The 17,000-nt window shown below is 44.4% G+C and carries 19 protein-coding genes and 1 tRNA gene; 4 read left to right on the top strand and 16 right to left on the bottom strand.

Going from position 1 to position 17,000, the window contains the following annotated elements; translation table 11 throughout:
- Positions 1 to 159: 159 nt before the first annotated feature.
- Positions 160 to 1,356 carry a tyrosine-type recombinase/integrase gene (locus LGM20_RS04295; protein WP_032427811.1) on the top strand — a complete coding sequence of 399 codons (1,197 nt, stop codon included), beginning with the start codon at positions 160 to 162 and terminating at the stop codon, positions 1,354 to 1,356.
- 59 nt (positions 1,357 to 1,415) lie between these two features.
- Here LGM20_RS04295 and LGM20_RS04290 read toward each other — a convergent pair whose 3' ends face one another.
- From LGM20_RS04290 to LGM20_RS04235, 12 genes are all read right to left on the bottom strand, one after another.
- Positions 1,416 to 3,230 carry a hypothetical protein gene (locus LGM20_RS04290; RefSeq protein WP_044524672.1) on the bottom strand — a complete coding sequence of 605 codons (1,815 nt, stop codon included), beginning with the start codon at positions 3,228 to 3,230 and terminating at the stop codon, positions 1,416 to 1,418.
- 66 nt (positions 3,231 to 3,296) lie between these two features.
- Positions 3,297 to 3,500, bottom strand: a complete 204-nt coding sequence (locus LGM20_RS04285) for a hypothetical protein (protein ID WP_138983665.1) — start codon at positions 3,498 to 3,500, stop codon at positions 3,297 to 3,299.
- Between the two features lie 102 nt (positions 3,501 to 3,602).
- Complete coding sequence (locus tag LGM20_RS04280; RefSeq protein ID WP_044524673.1) at positions 3,603 to 4,643, bottom strand: major capsid protein; 1,041 nt, start codon at positions 4,641 to 4,643, stop codon at positions 3,603 to 3,605.
- A gap of 20 nt (positions 4,644 to 4,663) precedes the next feature.
- A complete protein-coding gene (locus tag LGM20_RS04275) occupies positions 4,664 to 5,029 on the bottom strand; it encodes a hypothetical protein (protein WP_022615648.1) in 366 nt (121 codons plus the stop codon).
- Complete coding sequence (locus tag LGM20_RS04270) at positions 5,026 to 5,313, bottom strand: hypothetical protein (protein WP_044524674.1); 288 nt, start codon at positions 5,311 to 5,313, stop codon at positions 5,026 to 5,028. Before LGM20_RS04270 ends, LGM20_RS04275 begins: the two co-directional genes overlap by 4 nt.
- A gap of 549 nt (positions 5,314 to 5,862) precedes the next feature.
- Positions 5,863 to 6,138, bottom strand: a complete 276-nt coding sequence (locus LGM20_RS04265; protein WP_044524675.1) for a hypothetical protein — start codon at positions 6,136 to 6,138, stop codon at positions 5,863 to 5,865.
- A 23-nt stretch (positions 6,139 to 6,161) separates the two neighbouring features.
- The gene (locus tag LGM20_RS04260) at positions 6,162 to 6,521 is read right to left on the bottom strand and encodes a hypothetical protein (protein WP_032427813.1); all 360 of its coding nucleotides are present in this window, start codon (positions 6,519 to 6,521) and stop codon (positions 6,162 to 6,164) included.
- 15 nt (positions 6,522 to 6,536) lie between these two features.
- A complete protein-coding gene (locus tag LGM20_RS04255) occupies positions 6,537 to 6,968 on the bottom strand; it encodes a helix-turn-helix domain-containing protein (protein WP_022615651.1) in 432 nt (143 codons plus the stop codon).
- A complete protein-coding gene (locus LGM20_RS04250; RefSeq protein WP_199912733.1) occupies positions 6,940 to 7,092 on the bottom strand; it encodes a hypothetical protein in 153 nt (50 codons plus the stop codon). Before LGM20_RS04250 ends, LGM20_RS04255 begins: the two co-directional genes overlap by 29 nt.
- Positions 7,089 to 7,286 (bottom strand): hypothetical protein, encoded by a 198-nt coding sequence (locus tag LGM20_RS04245; protein ID WP_135723343.1) that lies wholly within the window; start codon positions 7,284 to 7,286, stop codon positions 7,089 to 7,091. Before LGM20_RS04245 ends, LGM20_RS04250 begins: the two co-directional genes overlap by 4 nt.
- Before the next feature lie 1,108 nt (positions 7,287 to 8,394).
- On the bottom strand, positions 8,395 to 8,733 hold the full coding sequence (locus LGM20_RS04240; protein WP_135723342.1) for a hypothetical protein: 339 nt from the start codon (positions 8,731 to 8,733) through the stop codon (positions 8,395 to 8,397).
- Positions 8,734 to 9,210: 477 nt separating this feature from the next.
- Complete coding sequence (locus LGM20_RS04235; protein WP_022615653.1) at positions 9,211 to 9,780, bottom strand: recombinase family protein; 570 nt, start codon at positions 9,778 to 9,780, stop codon at positions 9,211 to 9,213.
- Between the two features lie 246 nt (positions 9,781 to 10,026).
- On the opposite strand from LGM20_RS04235, the gene LGM20_RS04230 reads away from it, so the two are divergent.
- Positions 10,027 to 10,236 (top strand): hypothetical protein, encoded by a 210-nt coding sequence (locus LGM20_RS04230; protein ID WP_044524677.1) that lies wholly within the window; start codon positions 10,027 to 10,029, stop codon positions 10,234 to 10,236.
- A gap of 215 nt (positions 10,237 to 10,451) precedes the next feature.
- Positions 10,452 to 11,597, top strand: a complete 1,146-nt coding sequence (locus LGM20_RS04225; protein ID WP_044524678.1) for a TIR domain-containing protein — start codon at positions 10,452 to 10,454, stop codon at positions 11,595 to 11,597.
- A gap of 760 nt (positions 11,598 to 12,357) precedes the next feature.
- Here the strand turns inward: LGM20_RS04225 and LGM20_RS04220 are convergent.
- Together LGM20_RS04220 and actS are read right to left on the bottom strand one after the other, a co-directional pair.
- A tRNA-Gly gene (locus LGM20_RS04220) sits at positions 12,358 to 12,431 on the bottom strand.
- A gap of 80 nt (positions 12,432 to 12,511) precedes the next feature.
- Positions 12,512 to 13,225 carry an amidase activator ActS gene (actS, locus tag LGM20_RS04215; protein WP_044524679.1) on the bottom strand — a complete coding sequence of 238 codons (714 nt, stop codon included), beginning with the start codon at positions 13,223 to 13,225 and terminating at the stop codon, positions 12,512 to 12,514.
- A 315-nt stretch (positions 13,226 to 13,540) separates the two neighbouring features.
- On the opposite strand from actS, the gene idi reads away from it, so the two are divergent.
- Complete coding sequence (gene idi, locus LGM20_RS04210; protein WP_032454025.1) at positions 13,541 to 14,095, top strand: isopentenyl-diphosphate Delta-isomerase; 555 nt, start codon at positions 13,541 to 13,543, stop codon at positions 14,093 to 14,095.
- A gap of 217 nt (positions 14,096 to 14,312) precedes the next feature.
- Here idi and lysS read toward each other — a convergent pair whose 3' ends face one another.
- Both lysS and prfB read right to left on the bottom strand, forming a co-directional pair.
- Positions 14,313 to 15,830 (bottom strand): lysine--tRNA ligase, encoded by a 1,518-nt coding sequence (lysS, locus tag LGM20_RS04205; protein ID WP_008806422.1) that lies wholly within the window; start codon positions 15,828 to 15,830, stop codon positions 14,313 to 14,315.
- Positions 15,831 to 15,839: 9 nt separating this feature from the next.
- A protein-coding gene (gene prfB / locus LGM20_RS04200; protein WP_101862173.1) for a peptide chain release factor 2 occupies positions 15,840 to 16,938 on the bottom strand; the annotation gives its coding sequence in 2 pieces (ribosomal slippage) (positions 15,840 to 16,862 and positions 16,864 to 16,938; 1,098 coding nt in all).
- Positions 16,939 to 17,000 lie beyond the last annotated feature (62 nt).

Genomic DNA, 17,000 nt, shown 5'->3' with positions numbered 1-17,000 from the left:
AAAGCTATAACCGCTTATTTTTCAAGGGAAAATTGAGTTGGGTAGACTTCAGGAGACTTGAAATTGGAGCGGGCGAAGGGAATCGAAGAGAAACGCCTAGGAACCGCTAAAGATCTCAACATTGGTAGTTGATAACGGGGATATTAGAGGAAAATCCCTATGTCGATCAAGTCTCAATCGTATCTTTACCCCACCCCAGAGGGGGTGTGGATGTTCCAGATTTTTGTTCCCAAATACATGCGCCACATTTTTGGTGGAAAAAAACTTTACCGGAAGTCAACGGGAACTAAAGACCTCGCCACCGCTAAACACTTCCGTAATCACATGCTCATCGAGTGGAAAGCCCTTAAGGCGCAGTATTGCCCCGATACAGAAGAAAGGCGGATAAACAACGCAATCCTTGAGCTACGTGCTCAAACAGTAATGAAATCTCCCCTCCAGGCTATCCCTACGTTGATTGAAATTCGTGATCGATATGCTGATCAGTACAAAGACCGGCGATCATTCTCAACTCTGGCAAAATCAGCGAGAAGCGTTGAGGTATTCCTAAAACATCTTGAGTGTGCAGATATCAAAATCACAAAGATCAGGCGATCACAGGTGGCTCTGTTTGCTATGCGGCATATCGAGAAGAAAGCCGATCAAACCGTTCAAAACTGGCTAACTTGTCTGGGAAGCCTTTATGAGTTTGCCAGGAGGGTGCACGACGATATTCCACCGGACAACCCTTTTCACGGTCATAACCTAGAAGCACGGCGCACGATAGAGAGTTACCAGCCATTCACCACAAAACAGCTCGTAACGCTTGTAGAGAATGCAGAGGAGGAATTACAAGGCGTGATCCTGATTGGGCTATACAGTGGAATGAGGCTTGACGAAATAGCATCCTTAAAGCGGGATGACATTTTAGAGATAGACGGGATCAGAGTGTTCAGCGTAACAAAGTCAAAGACGAAAGCGGGTATTAGGTGTGTTCCCATACATTCTATGGTGCTGCCCATCGTTGAGAAGTGGCTCTCCTTAAAATCTGGTGAGTATCTCCTACCAACTGCTAACAGAATTCAACGTGCAGACGGTAAGAAAGGCCCGTATTACTCCCAGGCATTCACCAGACTGAGAGACAAGATGATCCCAGAGGCTACAAATCGTCAATGTTATCATAGCCTTAGAGGACATTTTATAACGTGTCTGGACAGGAACGGGGTAGAAGAAACGAGAATCGGCACTATCACAGGCCAAATTGAGAAGAAAGCTAAAACAGAGGCATTTAAGACGTATAGCGCAGGGCCATTAATGAAGGAATTAAAACAAATAATAGAGCTTGTGTCATATCCAGAAATAGAAAAGGGGCATTAAGCCCCTTGTCCACTTTGTGGATTAGCAAAGCTAACCTGTATACAGGCAGCCCCTTTTATTTATTGACCAAGAATACTTTGATTAATTTGGAAGTTCTGATCATCAAATGCCCACTCAATTCTTTGGTCAGCACGTGCATCAATCAGATTGCCAAATTCAGGAGATGGATTCACTGTCAGGTTAAAATCAGCCTTTAAATCCGGGATAACAGGTTGATACTGCATAGATGGCGTAGTAGGCATCATCTGATTCATTAACGTTCCACTTTGTACCTGATTTGCATACGAGGATTCAGAACCAAAAAAACGCCCTACACTGCGAGGATCAAATCCAATCATATTTTGTATCCAGTCAGCGGCACTATTCGCACTACTATCAACCACGGTATTATAAACCGCATCTGACAACGTTTGCCCTTTCCCAACGTTTAAACCTATTTTGTTTGCAAAATCAAGAAATACTCTTGAGAGTTCGCCAGCAGATTGACCTAGATTCTCCATCAGAGGGTTTAAACCCGAGAATGATTTAGCCAGATTATCAGAATTTAAATTGGCCTCTTTCATCGCCTCCGCAAATCCTAGTGTAAAATGATCAGCCCCTGAATCTTTAATAGCTCCCCATACAACCCCCATTTGATTTAATCCATCAATGGTTTTCTGTTGAGCACTGTTCAGAGCTAACCCATTTTCAACCATCATATTCATTGTGTCGATGACGTTCTGACCATTTGAATCTACAGATTTTGCCAGATAGGAAAAATCATTTATGGTCTCGGCTAAGGCGGTAAATTCTGAATCTGTTAATTTTGCACTCTTCTGCAATGATTTTAAGAGGGTTGCTAGTTCCACTGGACCTTTCACATTTTGGAGAGTGTTTAATGCTCCCTGTTGGGTATAACCCCCACGACTAACCATCATCTGGAGCCAATCTCCCATCTCTCCACCGCCTGAATATGTGGATTGCCCTGTTTTTTTATCTGTTTTCCATTCCCCAAGACTCAATTGACCTATTTTATCTTGAACGTCTTTTGAGATGTCAGATATTTTCTCGTAACTCATATTAAAGCCGGTTCGTTTTAACGTCTCCTGAATGACTGCATCAGCTTCTAATGGGTTTAAACCCATACTTGAAATCATTTTTCGCCCCTGATTTCTGGCGAGTGAATCAGAAATTGCCTGTGAGGAAATGGCGTACATTTGTTGTCCTAGATATACACCTGCTGCTCCTGATAATAATTGCTGTGGGACAATTGCGTTAACATTTCGTGATAACCAGCCAGAACTACCAGACCGACCATATTTTGATTTTTTGCCTGATTGTTTAGCCTGCTTCCTCTGATTCCTTGCCAGAGCTTTTTGCTGGGTCATATGGATCGCCATTTGTTGGTTCATATCTCGAAGAGATATAGCCCCTTGCTGGTACTGGCTCACCAGATTTTGAGCGTGGCGGGCAGCGGTAAACCTCTGAGCACCGTTTAATCCCTCCATTCTTCCAATATCAAATAGCGCTTTCCTTTCTTTCAATCGGGCATTTTCTGCTACTGAGGCTTGTTTCTGCTGTTGCTGCATCTGGATTTTAGCCGCCTTACTCTGGGCTGCTGCCAGCTTACGGGCTTCTATCTGTTTCGCTTTGGCATCTACTGTCGCCTGTTTTGCTGCTTGTTTCTGTTGTTGTTGAACCTGTTTCTGCTGCTGCATTTGTGCAGTGTACGCCTGTTTATCAGCCTGCATTTTTGCTTTGGCTATAGTTCCCTCTGTTTTGCTGAAATCCTTTTGTAATTTTTTCATATCATCACGTACGCTACGTAATGACGCCCTGTCTGTTTTATATTTAACAAGGTTGGTTAGGGTGGCGGCTTTTACATTCACGCTCATAATTTTTCACTCCATAATAAAAAAAGCCTCAACCCCGTAAAGGGCGAGGCTTTGTCTAATTTATTTTTATTTATTTAATGCTGTTACCAAACTTCGATACTCACCATCGGGATATTGCCTGCATACGCGTGCTGCAATAGTATGACGATTCCCACCAGTTTTTGAAGCTAACCGTGTAATATTGATTAACCTAAATAGATCCCAATCGCTGAGATTGTCAATAGTAGCGAAGTTTCCGTTTTCATCTTTAAGAATTATTTGTGCTGTCATTTTTTAACAATCTCCACAATAGAATAATTATTATATGAATTGGAATTTGCTCACCAACCCATAATTCAACAAGCAGCACGGTTAATGCTGCTGTGAAGATCATTAGTTGGTGATACTAGCGTATACCACAGCCTGTGGCAGGTTATTAATTGCCAGGTGTGCAGACTCTGAAATCAGTGTCGGAAATTGCATTTCATCAACAATTGCGTATTGATGGAATTTAGCCGGAGTTTTTCCAATCGTTGCATGCATGGTTCCAATACCGTTAAACAGTTTAAATACGCCGCTATCCTGCGCAAAACGGGGAACAAAAACAGCGTTGTTCTCGCCAATTAGAGATTCCAGATAGCTATCACCAGTGACATCAACAAAAGTGATCCCTTTCAGTGACCATACAGGATACGCCTGAAGGTAAAATTGTAGAGTGCCAACAAAATTAGCTGGGTCATTAACAGGAGTTGCATAGATAACTGCATCAAGAATCGATTTGTGGTAGGCCAAATTCTGCGCCATATTACCAGTGCATAAACAAACAATGCCCTGCATAGATTTCAGTTTACTGCGTGCTGCCTGTCGAATTTGGCGCTGTACAGCGTCCAGTTGTGCCAGAACATTGGAAGTAGAACTAAAATCGAACGTTGCTGTGGATTTAGTTTGATTGAATTCAGCAAAAAAATCTAAATCGCCTTGTGCGGTATAAACTCCAGATTGTTTCCCTGCTAGGACGGATTCAGCGAGGATGGTCTCTAGAGTATTTTGATACGCGATATCATGTTCAATAAGGTATTTTGCGATTTGATCGTCCATAGTTTCAGCTACAGTTTTGCCAAAACCACGAGCCTGTTCGAACGAGCGGGAGCTAATTTTGTCCACTCGTTTAAATGTTCGGAGTTCAACGAAATGGCTATCAAATGTGGGTAGTTCAGTAGTGTTAAAATCACTGTTTACGTAAGGGGAATTTTCACTATTGACGCGATCTGCATCTTCAACAAGACGGTCATTTAAAACTTTATTGATGCTGAGATTCTCATCTCCAAATAAATTTAAACTCGTGATGACGTTGTTAGGTTGTTTTACATCGGAAAAACTGTCCCCAAAATCGATAACTTTTTCAACTAGGAGTTGTTCGTACGCTGTGCTCATTATTTAATCCTTTTTAATTATTATGTGGTAGGAAGCATTTTTTCATCGCCAGCAATGACGATAAGATTTTCAGCCAATTTGTTAAACAGAGTTTCCATATCTGCACCAGATGCAGCAACCAGGTTTTCACGGCGTACAAAAGTAGCCAGACCGTTGCGGCAAATGCGTAAATACTTTTGACCAGCCCAGGCAGGATCTAAAACCAGAATTAGGTTTTCTGCTGTGGTGGAATCATTTGCGAGAGTCAATGTAGTTTTATCGAGTAGCGAACCTGCTACAATTTCAGACGCCAGTGAGTTAACCTTTACCACCTCATCAAAATTGATTGGGTCAGCCGCATAGGCGACGATATCAGATGCCCACAGGTGTGATGTAGAAATTTTCATTTTTTCCCCTTGAGAATGTTTTTAATAATTTGTTTTGGAGATTGAGTTTCCTCAGCCTTTTTGTTTTTTAGTTCATCGGCGATAGCCTTTACTTTTTCAATAGCTGAGATTTGTTTAGCGGTTTTGGTCAGATTATCCAGAGTCTCCCGGGAAACCTCTGGGGACTCTTCCACGGGGATATTCCGTTGTTTGCAAAGAGCTACCATTTCAGAAATAATATCCGGCTCTGCAAAAATTGTAATCCCCTGCCGACCATCAGCTAATGTTGCTTTTTTGATATTCATTTTTAAATCCATTTCATTTTGCAAATTGAAATAAAAGAAAGGCCTCAGTGCGAGGCCTTAAAACATAAGAAGAGAACGTTGATTAACTCGAATTAGACTTTTTAGAGGGTTAATTCTCAATATACACTCATGCAAAATATATATTGAGAATTGCCCATTACTTATCGTGAAGGGTGAATTATGCCCAGAGCAATAATGGGATTCCCAAGAAGTTAAGCATTAATGCCAAAAAATGCCTATTTTGGTTCGGCGATTTGCGCTCGCCATTATCCATAGAACCATCAGGATAAAATCTAAGAATCACTACAAACTCAGATCTAAATTAACAAGGAGATGAGGAAGAAAGCCATATTAAATTATGTTCCTCATATCTCTATTATATATTAAAAACACATAACCTGTCAATATTTAGAGTCTCTAAATAGAGATATTTTTATTATTTCAATTTTATTTCTATTGTAGGGATAATTGATCTCATGGAGCATCCAAATATACCCATAAAACGCGCTGTATCGCATTCTGAGAGGTTTTATGATTTAAGTGATAAAGTTAAGGCGAGACTTGTTCAAAAACGTTATCAATAGTTCTGGTGATGACAACAAGCTCCATCAAATTAATATAAATCGCGGGGTCATCTTCTAAAAGCCACTCTAAAAAGAATTCTGGATGCTCCGGGCGAGTGTTCATTGCCTCAAGCAATATCTGATAATTGGAATAATAGACTGCCGGGTCAATATAGCTATCAACCATCAAGCTATGCGCCAGCGGGTAGTACTGTTCAACGAAGTCTTCTACAATATTCTTGTGCTGTTCAAAATTAATCAATTTACCTTCCTTTATTATTATTGTTAGTCGGTGATGCCTGGTGCATCAAAATCAAGCCCAAGATCATTTCCTGTGAAGTTTTCATTTTCTAATCGGTTAAACTCCAGCCAACCCTCGTATTCATTTATATTATCAAAAAGATATTCAAATTTGAGTGGTTCACGATTGAACCTGAATCCGTTATACCGTTGACGAGGTTTCCACGTCACACCATCCATAGAGTTAATTGTTTCTCGTTCGTCTGGTGTAAGTGGCGGGCTTTGTTCGTAGCGTTTAATAATCTTTAGTGGTTTTAGTTTTTTAGAAATTCTAACTTTTTTATTTCTGTTATTAAATCCTAATTCAATTGCTTCTTCAAAAACTGTGTTTCTCGCTAGTGCCAATAAGCCTCCTGTTGTTTACCATGGTAAATCATCATCATCTTCAATTAATACTATATCTGGGATTGATTCAGACTTATTCTCAAAATCGCCTTTGACCTCGTGCCTGGTCCCCTTGTTTTCCGAATATGTCCGTCCATATGTATTCTCTGTTTGAATGGGGAGGACGTGGTACTCATTGCAATTACCGGGACGTATCTCACGTTCGATCAAACCTAATTCGATCAGTTTTTCTATCTGTTTTATCGCTGCGTTTCGGGTAATACCAAAGGTATCAGCAATTTCATTATGACTGGGAAATACCTTGAGACCAGCATCGCTAAAACTTTTTAGGTAACTGTAGATAGATTTTGCAGATATTGAAAACTTTTTGCCGTTGATAGTGTTGATTTTAAAAATGTCGTAATGTGATTTAAAGTAATTATTTTGGTTGTCTACCGATTTCTTCATTCTTTTCCTCTTGCTTTAGGATTGCTGTAATTAATTCGTTAACCAGTGCGGCTGCGGGCTTATCCTCACTATTGGCACGAGCTATTAAAAGTTTGTGAGTGTCAGGGCTAAAACGAATGTTCATGATTTTTTATTCTCCTTTTTCCATTTATCGAAAATCTCAAGTGCAGCTTTAAAAAGTGCTGCGCGTTCTGTGAATCCGCGATATCGTGCCTGGGCAAAATTGTCGTAAATTTGATGGCGGCGTGCTGCGCCAGTTTTCAGTGCCTCTACTACCTGTTCAATTGTGAAGTATTTCAATAAGCCTCCTTTAGACATAATAAAAAGACACCTTGCAGCCAGAGAATGGCTCAAAGTGCATCGAATTTAGGTTTTTCTGTTTCCTACTACTATTCTATACCAATGATAGAACTCTGTCAATGCATTTTTAAGATATATTTTTACAAATCGAATATTATCAAATTCCCTGTCTTGGTGTCAACCACATTTACCAGCAATCTCATAACCCACTATAAAACGCTCTGTATCGCATTCTGAGAGGTTTTCTCATATTAGGTATACCATTTATCGTTTTTATAATTTAAATCGCCTGTAGGGCTTTTTTACAGGGTCTGTATTTGACATCAGTAAGCTGTGCTAACTTGTAGTGTAAATTTGAGATGCAATTGCTATCGCGGGAACTAAAACCTTGCATCTCATCAATTGTCCCCAAAATGGGACACAAAACTAACTTATGATCTAGTTATATATTATTTAATAAAAAGATAATTTATTACTTTTATGATTTATTAAATATGATTTAGATCACTTTAGAATTCTGAGTTTTGGAACTTGTGATCTGATTTTCTCCCTGCGGGAGGTTTACCACGAATCAGAAAGTAAAGATTAAAAATAGGTTTATCATTTTTAATTGATTAGTTTCTGTATATGAGTGTTAGATGGTTTACCATGTTAACAGGTTTATCGTTAATGTGGTTAAGCGTCTTACACCTGAGTCTGCATCACGGTATGGAATGTAATGGAATACTGTGAAGACTCAAATCATAGTCCCCGCGACATCAACCAGAAATCCTCCTCGGGGACTAATACTATCCACACGATAGCGGGAAGATACTAACTTATTAACTATGACTAAAGATAAAAAGATATGATCTTATAATTAATATAATATTTAATCTTATAATTAATATAATAGTGGTAACTTTTTTATTACCCTGGGTACTAAAATTTTATTACCCCCCTAATAAAAAATTATTACCCCCATACTAAAATCTTATTACCCTGTATCAATGTTAATACACCCTCTAGGTATAGTAAAAAAGTGGCACCCTTTTCCGTATAGTCATAATCTTCAGGAAAAATATTAATGGGTAATATATTTTATTACCCACCGAGAACGCCTCATAAATATAAGAAATCCACTACCCTATCTAGTGCGGTATATTTTTTGAACTGCATTTATCTTTCCAGATAAATATAACCCTAAAACTTCATTGCAGTCCAAATAATCATTTAACAAATCTCCCTCAAAGCAAAGTATAAATTTGCTATCGCTAAACACGTCTTCAATATTGTCATCTTTATTTAATGGTAATCTCGCATACACCCCTACATTCTGAGGTATTAGGTGCTTAATGCACTTACCCTCATTATCCCAATATGCCGCTGATTGGTGATTACAAAAAGCAGTAAAAGCTGAATTGTTATTTATGAAACTACCATGAAAATAGGTGCCATGCCAATTACAAAAAAGATAGTTGCTCATTATAGCCTCTTTGATTGTGTGTAGTTCACAATGAAAGTTAACTTTCAACAATAAAAAGTAAAATGAAAATTTATTGAAATGTGATTTATCTACTATTAATAAGGGGTAAATAGAGGCTAATTAGCTCCATATTATGATTGATAGCTTAAACTGATAAATCATCCCATAAATAACATATAATAAAATGACAATATAAATCAATTAGTTATGATTGCATTAGGGCTTTAACACTACAAATAGACATCTAAACATCCAGATTTCTAAATAAAAATTCATTAAATTGCTAAACAAACTCGTCTCTTCGCTATTTCGTGGAAAGCGAATTTTAGAAAAAGTCAAAATTTTGACTTTTGAAACCTGTATGAATGATCAGTATTTTGTTGCAAATGATTACTATTTACATATAAATTTTGGACAATAAAAAACCCCGCCGTAGCGAGGTCAATTGATGAGGTCAGATTGAGGTACTGTATTTTACTAGATGTTCCAGTAGCGTTTAATTGTAGCTATTCCCAACCCCAGAGATTGAGCCGCCTTTGACTGACTCAATCCCTGCTCCCTGGCTTCCTGTACACGTCTGCGTGTCTCTGTAGCAACAGGGCGGCCTAATATCTTACCTTCCTGTTTGGCACGCTCTAAACCCTCTTTAGTTCGCTCTATAATGCGCGACTTTTCGAACTCAGCAAAAGATGAAAACATCTGTAGCATGAGTTTCCCCTCTGCGCTTGAAAGGTCTCTCACAGGCAAATCAAGAGAGACAACTTTTATTCCTCTCTCGATTAACATGGTGATGGTCTGCTGTACGTCGATGTTATCGCGCCCTAAGCGGTCAAGTTTTAAAACAACAAGCGTGTCACCTTCCTCAAGTTTGTGATCAACCATGTTAGCAAAAGCTCTACGCTGCATGGCCTGTACACCACCAGAGACGGTCTCAGACACTACTCGACTATCAAGGATGTCATAACCAGCCTGACGAATCGCCATGATTTGGTTTTCTGTTGTCTGCTCGTTCGTCGAGACACGGCAATATGCAAAAATACGACTCATATCTAACCCTCATCTAGTATCAATTAACGGTATCATCATTGATCTTTGGTATCATAAAGTCAATACCCTATATTGTTGATGCTAAAATTAGATGTGCTTGAATAGGATCATCAAACGTTCGTTTGTTGATACCAGTCAGATATTTCAATTTTGCTGCAATTTTGAGCGATGGTGATATTTTTCTACTAAGCAGAGAGGCCATAGAGCCATGGTAAAATGAACTAGAACAAGCGGGAGGGAGTTGATATGAAAAAGCTGATTTTGTTGGGTCTACTGGTTCTCAGTGGTCAGGCTATGGCAACTAAAATCACAATGACGGCCCCGCAAGAAGAACAGACGGAGAACGGTAAAACGTTATGCACGTATCAAAACAACATCTACTTGTTCACCTACACAACTAGCGCTCAGCACTGCCCCTATACGAAAACATTCGATACGGAGGACTCAGAGGAGTGAAGAAGGAATACCAGCCGATAATCAGTTTTTTCTGATGTGACGCTACGGAGCGCGTTAATCCGAAGGAGGTGAAACTCTCGAAGCGAACATAGCACTTAGATCATTTAAATACATCTTAAAGGCTACCCTCGCCCTCCAGCTTGCAATATAATGAATGTAAACTTTGCACTCACTGATGTTAAAATATATCGAATATTCTCTAATGGAGATCAGGAATGAAATTATTTTTGGCTCACGCAAAAGAAGATGAAAAGATTACAGAGTCAATTTATGAGAAATTAAAAAACAATGGTTATAGTCCTTGGATGGATATAAGGGATATTCCTGCGGGTGTAAATTGGGACAACGAAATTCAAAAAAACTTTAGCAGTGCAAATGTTATAATTATTATTCTTAGCAAAATTAGCTGTCAAAAAAATGGTTATATCAGGCGTGAAATGAATGAAGCCATTGATAAATTAAAATATTACAAACCTGATGACATTTTTGTTATACCCATCCTTATTGATGATTCACCTGTCCCAACATTCATATCTTCAAAAATTCAATACATCGATTATAAACGTGAAGATGGCTGGGCGTTGTTAGAAAAATCGTTAGCCTTAGCTGCAACTCAACAAAACATTGAAATTGCGAAAGGGGTAACGTACGGTAATTTTACATTCACAAGTGAAACATTTAAGGAAGAATATAACAGCATACCTGGACATGAAATTGATATAACCTATCCGATTGTTTCTAACCAAACTCATCCTCAGTCAGCAAAGATCATATCTAACTATTTCAAAGGTCGGGCCACGCACTTAGTTTTCAATAACAGAACTTCACCTTGGCCAAGTAATTTTGGTTGGAGTGAAGAGTATAAAAGCACTTATACCAGTGACTATATTGAAGGATATTACATTGCATACTGTAATAACCATATCCTAAGTATTCTCCATAGTGTCAATTGGTATGGTGCAGGCGCAGCTCACCCGAATAGCCATTTCGATGTTAGCAATTTCGTAGTAACCGACGGTGATTATTCCTATAAATTTTCATTATATGATCTCTTCATTGATGAAAAAGGGTACGATGCTATTAACAAAATTAAAGAAAGGCTTATATCGGATGCGCCCCGTGTATTCTGGGAAAGAACGGGAGAAAAACCTGAGGAATCTGATATGGAATGGTTAATTAGGGGGATAACGGATAGTAAACTAGATATTTTCACCATTAGTGAATCAGGATTAACTTTTCATTTTGCTCCATATGAAATCCACTGCTACGCCTTAGGTCCGTGGGAGTTATTCATATCCTTCTTCGATATCATTGATTATCTTAAGCCAGATGGTATTTACTCGTTAATTAAGGTCGTATAAATCCATTAATGGCTACGGGGTTTATAGGAATGATATGAGGGGGAGTTATGCCCCCTTACTTGTTAGGGGACTGGCACTACAGCAATAACAGAGAACCCAGCTACCGCCGTTGTCCCTGGTTTTGGAGAGCTAAGTCTTGCAGTATCTCTTCTTACTGCATCGTATATTTCATCTTGTGTTGGTTCGTTGTCAGATTGAAGTAACACTTCTTCCGATCTGGTTTCGTTACCGTCTCTGTGTTCGTAAGTGATTTTATACGTAACGCTCATCTTTTTTCTCCGACTAGTATGTTCTTAAGTTTAAACAATAGCAGCCATAAAGCCCCGTTGGTGATACAGCAACAAGCGGAGCGTAGCGACGTCATCAGATTGTCAGAGGGATCACACCTTATCAGGATGCTCGTGTACCTTTCGGAGCGTGAGCGAGACGCTGATAGAGCCTACATGTCGTTTGTAGGTACGTTATCACCATAAACCTGTTTACGCAGCCACAGGGCCGCACATCGGGCTTAAATGCGTGTGATCAGTCTGTCGATGAAATGACAATGCCCGGTCAGGCTTTTCGTTCACGTTGGACTATCGCGGTGTGACTCTAGAACTGCCGCCGACGTTAAGTTAAACTTTCATCAACCGTTAACTTACCGTGACAACTAACAGTGTATTTTTGAGTGGTAGAACGAGAGACTGACAATCTATACGAGGTCAGAAACTTGTTTCAAAAACAGCATCTTATCAAAGATGTGTGACCACAAGAGAGATTCTGGAGCGGGCGAAGGGAATCGAACCCTCGTATAGAGCTTGGGAAGCTCTCGTTCTACCATTGAACTACGCCCGCGAAGAGGTGCGAGAAGCATTATAGCCCTTACGCACCCTGTGACAAGCCCGCCGGATGCTGACTGGCGATAAAATAACCTTTTAGCACTTAGGCTTACTGCCCTGCGGCGGCAGGTAGCGCAGCGGATCGATGGCCGTCGCCCGATAGCGGATCTGGAAATGCAGACGCACTGAGTCGGCATCCGTACTGCCCATGGTGGCTATTTGCTGGCCGGCCTTCACGCTCTGGCCGTTATTCACCATCAGCTTATCGTTGTGAGCATAGGCGGTGATGTAATCCTCGCTGTGCTTAATCATGATCAGGTTGCCGTAGCCGCGCAGCTGGTTGCCGACGTAGACCACCTTGCCCGCCCCGGCGGCGTAGACCGGCTGGCCGCGAGTCCCGGCGATATCAATGCCTTTATTGCCGCCATCGGCGGTGGAATAAGGCAGGGCCACTTTGCCGCTGGTCGGCCAGCGCCAGCAGCGCTGTCCCACCGGCGGCCAGGAGGACTGAGGTACCGCGGACGAAGGCGTGACCGCCGCCGTGCGCATGGAGGAAGATTTTTTCTTCGTTGTCTTCGTAGAACTGCTGCCGTTAAGCTTCAGCTTCTGCCCCACCTCAATGGTGTAAGGCGGGGAGATGTTATTCAGGCGGGCCAGATCGCGAACGCTGGTGCCGGTGGTGCGGGAGATGCCATACAGGGTATCGCCACGTTTGACGGTGTAGGTCGTACCGGAATCGGAGTTGCTGGAGCAGCCGGCCAGCGCCAGGCTTACCACCAGCATCAGTGTCATATAAACGCGTTTCATCATCAGGCATCCTGCACTTAACACAACCACTTACCTCGCAACCAGGGCGAATATCATACCAGTCCGCGGCGCAGGGCGTCATCCCTGATGGCGAAACCAATACCCCCCTGCCATCGAATCCGGCCCGCGACAAACAGCGATTACTGCTGGAGCCGCACGTCGTGGTGGGTTTGCCCGCCATGACGCGTTGCCGCTCACAGAGCGGACTGCAGGGCTTGTTTTGGTAATGCCTTTCTCCCATTTATCGGCTACCCTAGAGGCCTGAGTACATGACCCGGCGGGTTTGTGCCGGGTCATTTTTTATTTTCAGGAGTCGTCATGGCCGGGGAACACGTCATTTTACTGGATGAGCAGGATCAGCCTGCCGGTATGCTGGAGAAGTATGCCGCCCACACGCTTGATACCCCTTTACATCTCGCGTTCTCTTGCTGGTTGTTTAATCAGCAGGGTCAATTGCTGGTCACCCGCCGTTCGCTGGGCAAAAAAGCCTGGCCCGGGGTGTGGACCAACTCCGTCTGCGGACACCCCCAGCAGGGCGAGACCTTCGAGCAGGCCGTCACGCGCCGCTGTCGCTTCGAACTCGGCGTGGAGATCGCCGACATCGTGCCGGTTCACCCGGCCTTCCGCTACCGGGCGGTCGCCCCGAACGGCATCGTTGAGAACGAAGTATGCCCGGTGTATGCCGCGCGCGTGGTGAGCGAAGTGCTGCCTAACGACGATGAAGTCATGGATTATCAGTGGGTTGACCTGGCAACGATGTTAAGCGCGCTGGCCGCCACGCCGTGGGCGTTTAGCCCGTGGATGGTGCTGGAAGCGGAAAATCGGGACGCTCGCCAGGCGCTGACCGACTTTGTTGCGCGTGTGCGCGGGTAAGCTGACTATTCTCGCAGCCGCCACCCGGCGCAAAAAGCGACTCCGTACCTGTCATCGTTGCCTGGCGGCGCTACGCTTGCACAGGCCTACGGTTCTGCGCTGTTGCGTAGCCCGGTTAAGGCATTTACGCCGCCAGCCGCGCTACGCCAGCCTTCAGGCCTCACGTCAGACATAAAAAAACCCGGCAAGCCGGGTTTTTGCATTTCACAAGACGCGATTATTTCTGCGGACGCATTGCCGGGAACAGGATCACGTCGCGGATGGTGTGGCTGTTGGTGAACAGCATCACCATGCGGTCGATACCGATACCCAGACCGGCGGTCGGCGGCAGGCCGTGCTCCAGCGCGGTCACGTAGTCTTCATCGTAGAACATCGCTTCGTCGTCGCCCGCGGCTTTCGCATCAACCTGGTCCTGGAAGCGCTGCGCCTGGTCTTCGGCGTCGTTCAGCTCGCTAAAGCCGTTACCGATCTCACGGCCGCCGATGAAGAATTCAAAGCGGTCGGTGATTTCCGGGTTGACGTCGTTACGGCGCGCCAGCGGAGAAACTTCCGCCGGGTATTCAGTGATGAAGGTCGGCTGGATCAGGTGCGCTTCCGCCACTTCTTCGAAGATCTCGGTCACGATACGGCCCAGACCCCAGCTCTTCTCCACTTTGATGCCGATAGACTCAGCGATCGCTTTCGCGGAATCGAAGTTATCCAGATCCGCCATCTCGGTTTCCGGACGGTATTTCTTGATCGCTTCGCGCATGGTCAGTTTTTCAAACGGCTTGCCGAAGTCGAACACCTGGTCGCCGTAAGGCACTTCGGTGTTGCCGAGAATGTCCTGCGCCAGGGTGCGGAACAGGGATTCGGTCAGCTCGATCAGATCTTTATAGTCCGCATAGGCCATGTAGAGTTCCATCATGGTGAACTCTGGGTTATGACGAACGGAGATCCCTTCGTTACGGAAGTTACGGTTGATCTCGAAGACGCGTTCGAAACCGCCCACGACCAGGCGCTTGAGGTACAGTTCCGGCGCGATACGCAGGTACATGTCCAGATCCAGCGCGTTATGATGGGTGATGAACGGACGCGCGGAGGCGCCGCCCGGGATCACCTGCATCATCGGGGTTTCCACTTCCATAAAGCCGCGGCCAACCATGAACTGACGGATACCCGCCAGGATCTGCGAACGCACTTTAAAGGTGTTGCGCGATTCATCGTTGGAGATCAGGTCGAGGTAACGCTGACGATAGCGCGCTTCCTGATCCTGCAGGCCATGGAACTTGTCCGGTAACGGGCGCAGGGCTTTGGTCAGCAGACGCAGCTCGGTGCAGTGGATAGACAGCTCACCGGTTTTGGTCTTGAACAGCTTACCGCGGGCGGCGATGATGTCGCCGAGATCCCATTTTTTGAACTGGTCGTTGTAAACGCCTTCCGCCAGGTCATCGCGCGCTACGTACAGCTGGATGCGGCCGCCAACGTCCTGCAGAGTGACGAAGGACGCTTTACCCATGATACGGCGGGTCATCATGCGGCCAGCCACGGCCACTTCAACGTTCAGCGCTTCCAGCTCTTCGTTTTCTTTGGCATCGAAGTCAGCGTGCAGTTGGTCAGAGGTATGGTCACGACGGAAATCGTTCGGGAAAGCGACGCCCTGCTCACGCAGCGCAGCCAGCTTCTCGCGACGGGTTTTCAGTTCATTATTAAGGTCAATTGCCGCGTCAGCGCCCTGTGCTTGTTGTTCAGACATGTTGGTTCCTCATAACCCTGCTTTCAAACTTGCTTCGATAAATTGGTCCAGGCTGCCGTCGAGCACCGCCTGAGTGTTGCGGGTTTCCACCCCGGTACGCAGATCTTTAATACGCGAGTCATCCAGCACGTAAGAGCGGATCTGGCTGCCCCAGCCGATATCGGACTTGTTGTCTTCCATCGCCTGCTTCTCGGCATTTTTCTTCTGCATCTCCAGCTCATAAAGCTTTGCTTTCATCTGCTTCATGGCCTGGTCTTTGTTCTTGTGCTGCGAACGGTCGTTCTGGCACTGCGTCACCAACCCGGTCGGGATGTGGGTAATACGCACCGCGGATTCTGTACGGTTAACGTGCTGCCCACCGGCGCCGGAGGCGCGGTAAACGTCGATGCGCAGGTCGGCCGGGTTAATTTCGATATCGATATCGTCTTCAACTTCCGGGTAAACGAACGCAGAGCTAAAGGAGGTATGACGGCGGCCGCCGGAATCGAACGGGCTCTTACGCACCAGACGATGAACGCCGGTTTCGGTACGCAGCCAGCCGTAAGCGTAATCGCCAATGATCTTGATGGTCACGGATTTAATGCCCGCGACTTCACCTTCGGACTCTTCGATGATCTCGGTCTTAAAGCCGCGCGCTTCCGCCCAGCGCAGGTACATGCGCATCAGCATGCTGGCCCAGTCCTGGGCTTCGGTGCCGCCGGAGCCTGCCTGAATATCGAGGTAGCAATCGGCGTTGTCGTATTCGCCGGAGAACATGCGGCGGAACTCAAGCTGCGCCAGCTTCTCTTCCAGCGTATCCAGCTCGGCGACGGCTTCGTTGAAGGTCTCTTCGTCGTCCGCTTCCACGGCCAGATCCAGCAGGCCGGCAACGTCTTCCAGCCCCTGGGACATCTGATCCAGGGTATCTACGATGGCTTCCAGGGAAGAACGCTCTTTACCCAGCGCCTGAGCGCGTTCAGGTTCATTCCAGACGTCCGGCTGTTCCAGCTCGGCGTTTACTTCTTCGAGACGCTCTTTCTTGGCATCGTAGTCAAAGATACCCCCTAAGAACGTCGGAGCGCTCCGTGAGGTCCTGAATGCGGTTTTTTACCGGATTTATTTCAAACATGGTCGGTTTCTTTTAATGGATTTGTCAAAATGCGGTGATAAGAGCGGAATTCTACCGGATTC

It is taken from the genome of Klebsiella quasipneumoniae subsp. quasipneumoniae (genome assembly GCF_020525925.1).
GTDB lineage: Bacteria > Pseudomonadota > Gammaproteobacteria > Enterobacterales > Enterobacteriaceae > Klebsiella > Klebsiella quasipneumoniae.
The sequence above is the reverse complement of the archived record's forward strand: the minus strand, read 5'-3'. Positions and strand labels throughout refer to the sequence as shown.

Excerpts from the sequence above, each read along its gene's own strand:
- LGM20_RS04295 (WP_032427811.1), top strand. The coding sequence starts at position 160 with ATGTCGATCAAGTCTCAATCGTATCTTTACCCCACCCCAGAGGGGGTG.
- LGM20_RS04290 (WP_044524672.1), bottom strand. The coding sequence starts at position 3,230 with ATGAGCGTGAATGTAAAAGCCGCCACCCTAACCAACCTTGTTAAATAT.
- LGM20_RS04285 (WP_138983665.1), bottom strand. The coding sequence starts at position 3,500 with ATGACAGCACAAATAATTCTTAAAGATGAAAACGGAAACTTCGCTACT.
- LGM20_RS04280 (WP_044524673.1), bottom strand. The coding sequence starts at position 4,643 with ATGAGCACAGCGTACGAACAACTCCTAGTTGAAAAAGTTATCGATTTT.
- LGM20_RS04275 (WP_022615648.1), bottom strand. The coding sequence starts at position 5,029 with ATGAAAATTTCTACATCACACCTGTGGGCATCTGATATCGTCGCCTAT.
- LGM20_RS04270 (WP_044524674.1), bottom strand. The coding sequence starts at position 5,313 with ATGAATATCAAAAAAGCAACATTAGCTGATGGTCGGCAGGGGATTACA.
- LGM20_RS04255 (WP_022615651.1), bottom strand. The coding sequence starts at position 6,968 with ATGAAGAAATCGGTAGACAACCAAAATAATTACTTTAAATCACATTAC.
- LGM20_RS04250 (WP_199912733.1), bottom strand. The coding sequence starts at position 7,092 with ATGAACATTCGTTTTAGCCCTGACACTCACAAACTTTTAATAGCTCGT.
- LGM20_RS04245 (WP_135723343.1), bottom strand. The coding sequence starts at position 7,286 with ATGTCTAAAGGAGGCTTATTGAAATACTTCACAATTGAACAGGTAGTA.
- LGM20_RS04240 (WP_135723342.1), bottom strand. The coding sequence starts at position 8,733 with ATGAGCAACTATCTTTTTTGTAATTGGCATGGCACCTATTTTCATGGT.
- LGM20_RS04235 (WP_022615653.1), bottom strand. The coding sequence starts at position 9,780 with ATGAGTCGTATTTTTGCATATTGCCGTGTCTCGACGAACGAGCAGACA.
- LGM20_RS04230 (WP_044524677.1), top strand. The coding sequence starts at position 10,027 with ATGAAAAAGCTGATTTTGTTGGGTCTACTGGTTCTCAGTGGTCAGGCT.
- LGM20_RS04225 (WP_044524678.1), top strand. The coding sequence starts at position 10,452 with ATGAAATTATTTTTGGCTCACGCAAAAGAAGATGAAAAGATTACAGAG.
- actS (WP_044524679.1), bottom strand. The coding sequence starts at position 13,225 with ATGATGAAACGCGTTTATATGACACTGATGCTGGTGGTAAGCCTGGCG.
- idi (WP_032454025.1), top strand. The coding sequence starts at position 13,541 with ATGGCCGGGGAACACGTCATTTTACTGGATGAGCAGGATCAGCCTGCC.
- lysS (WP_008806422.1), bottom strand. The coding sequence starts at position 15,830 with ATGTCTGAACAACAAGCACAGGGCGCTGACGCGGCAATTGACCTTAAT.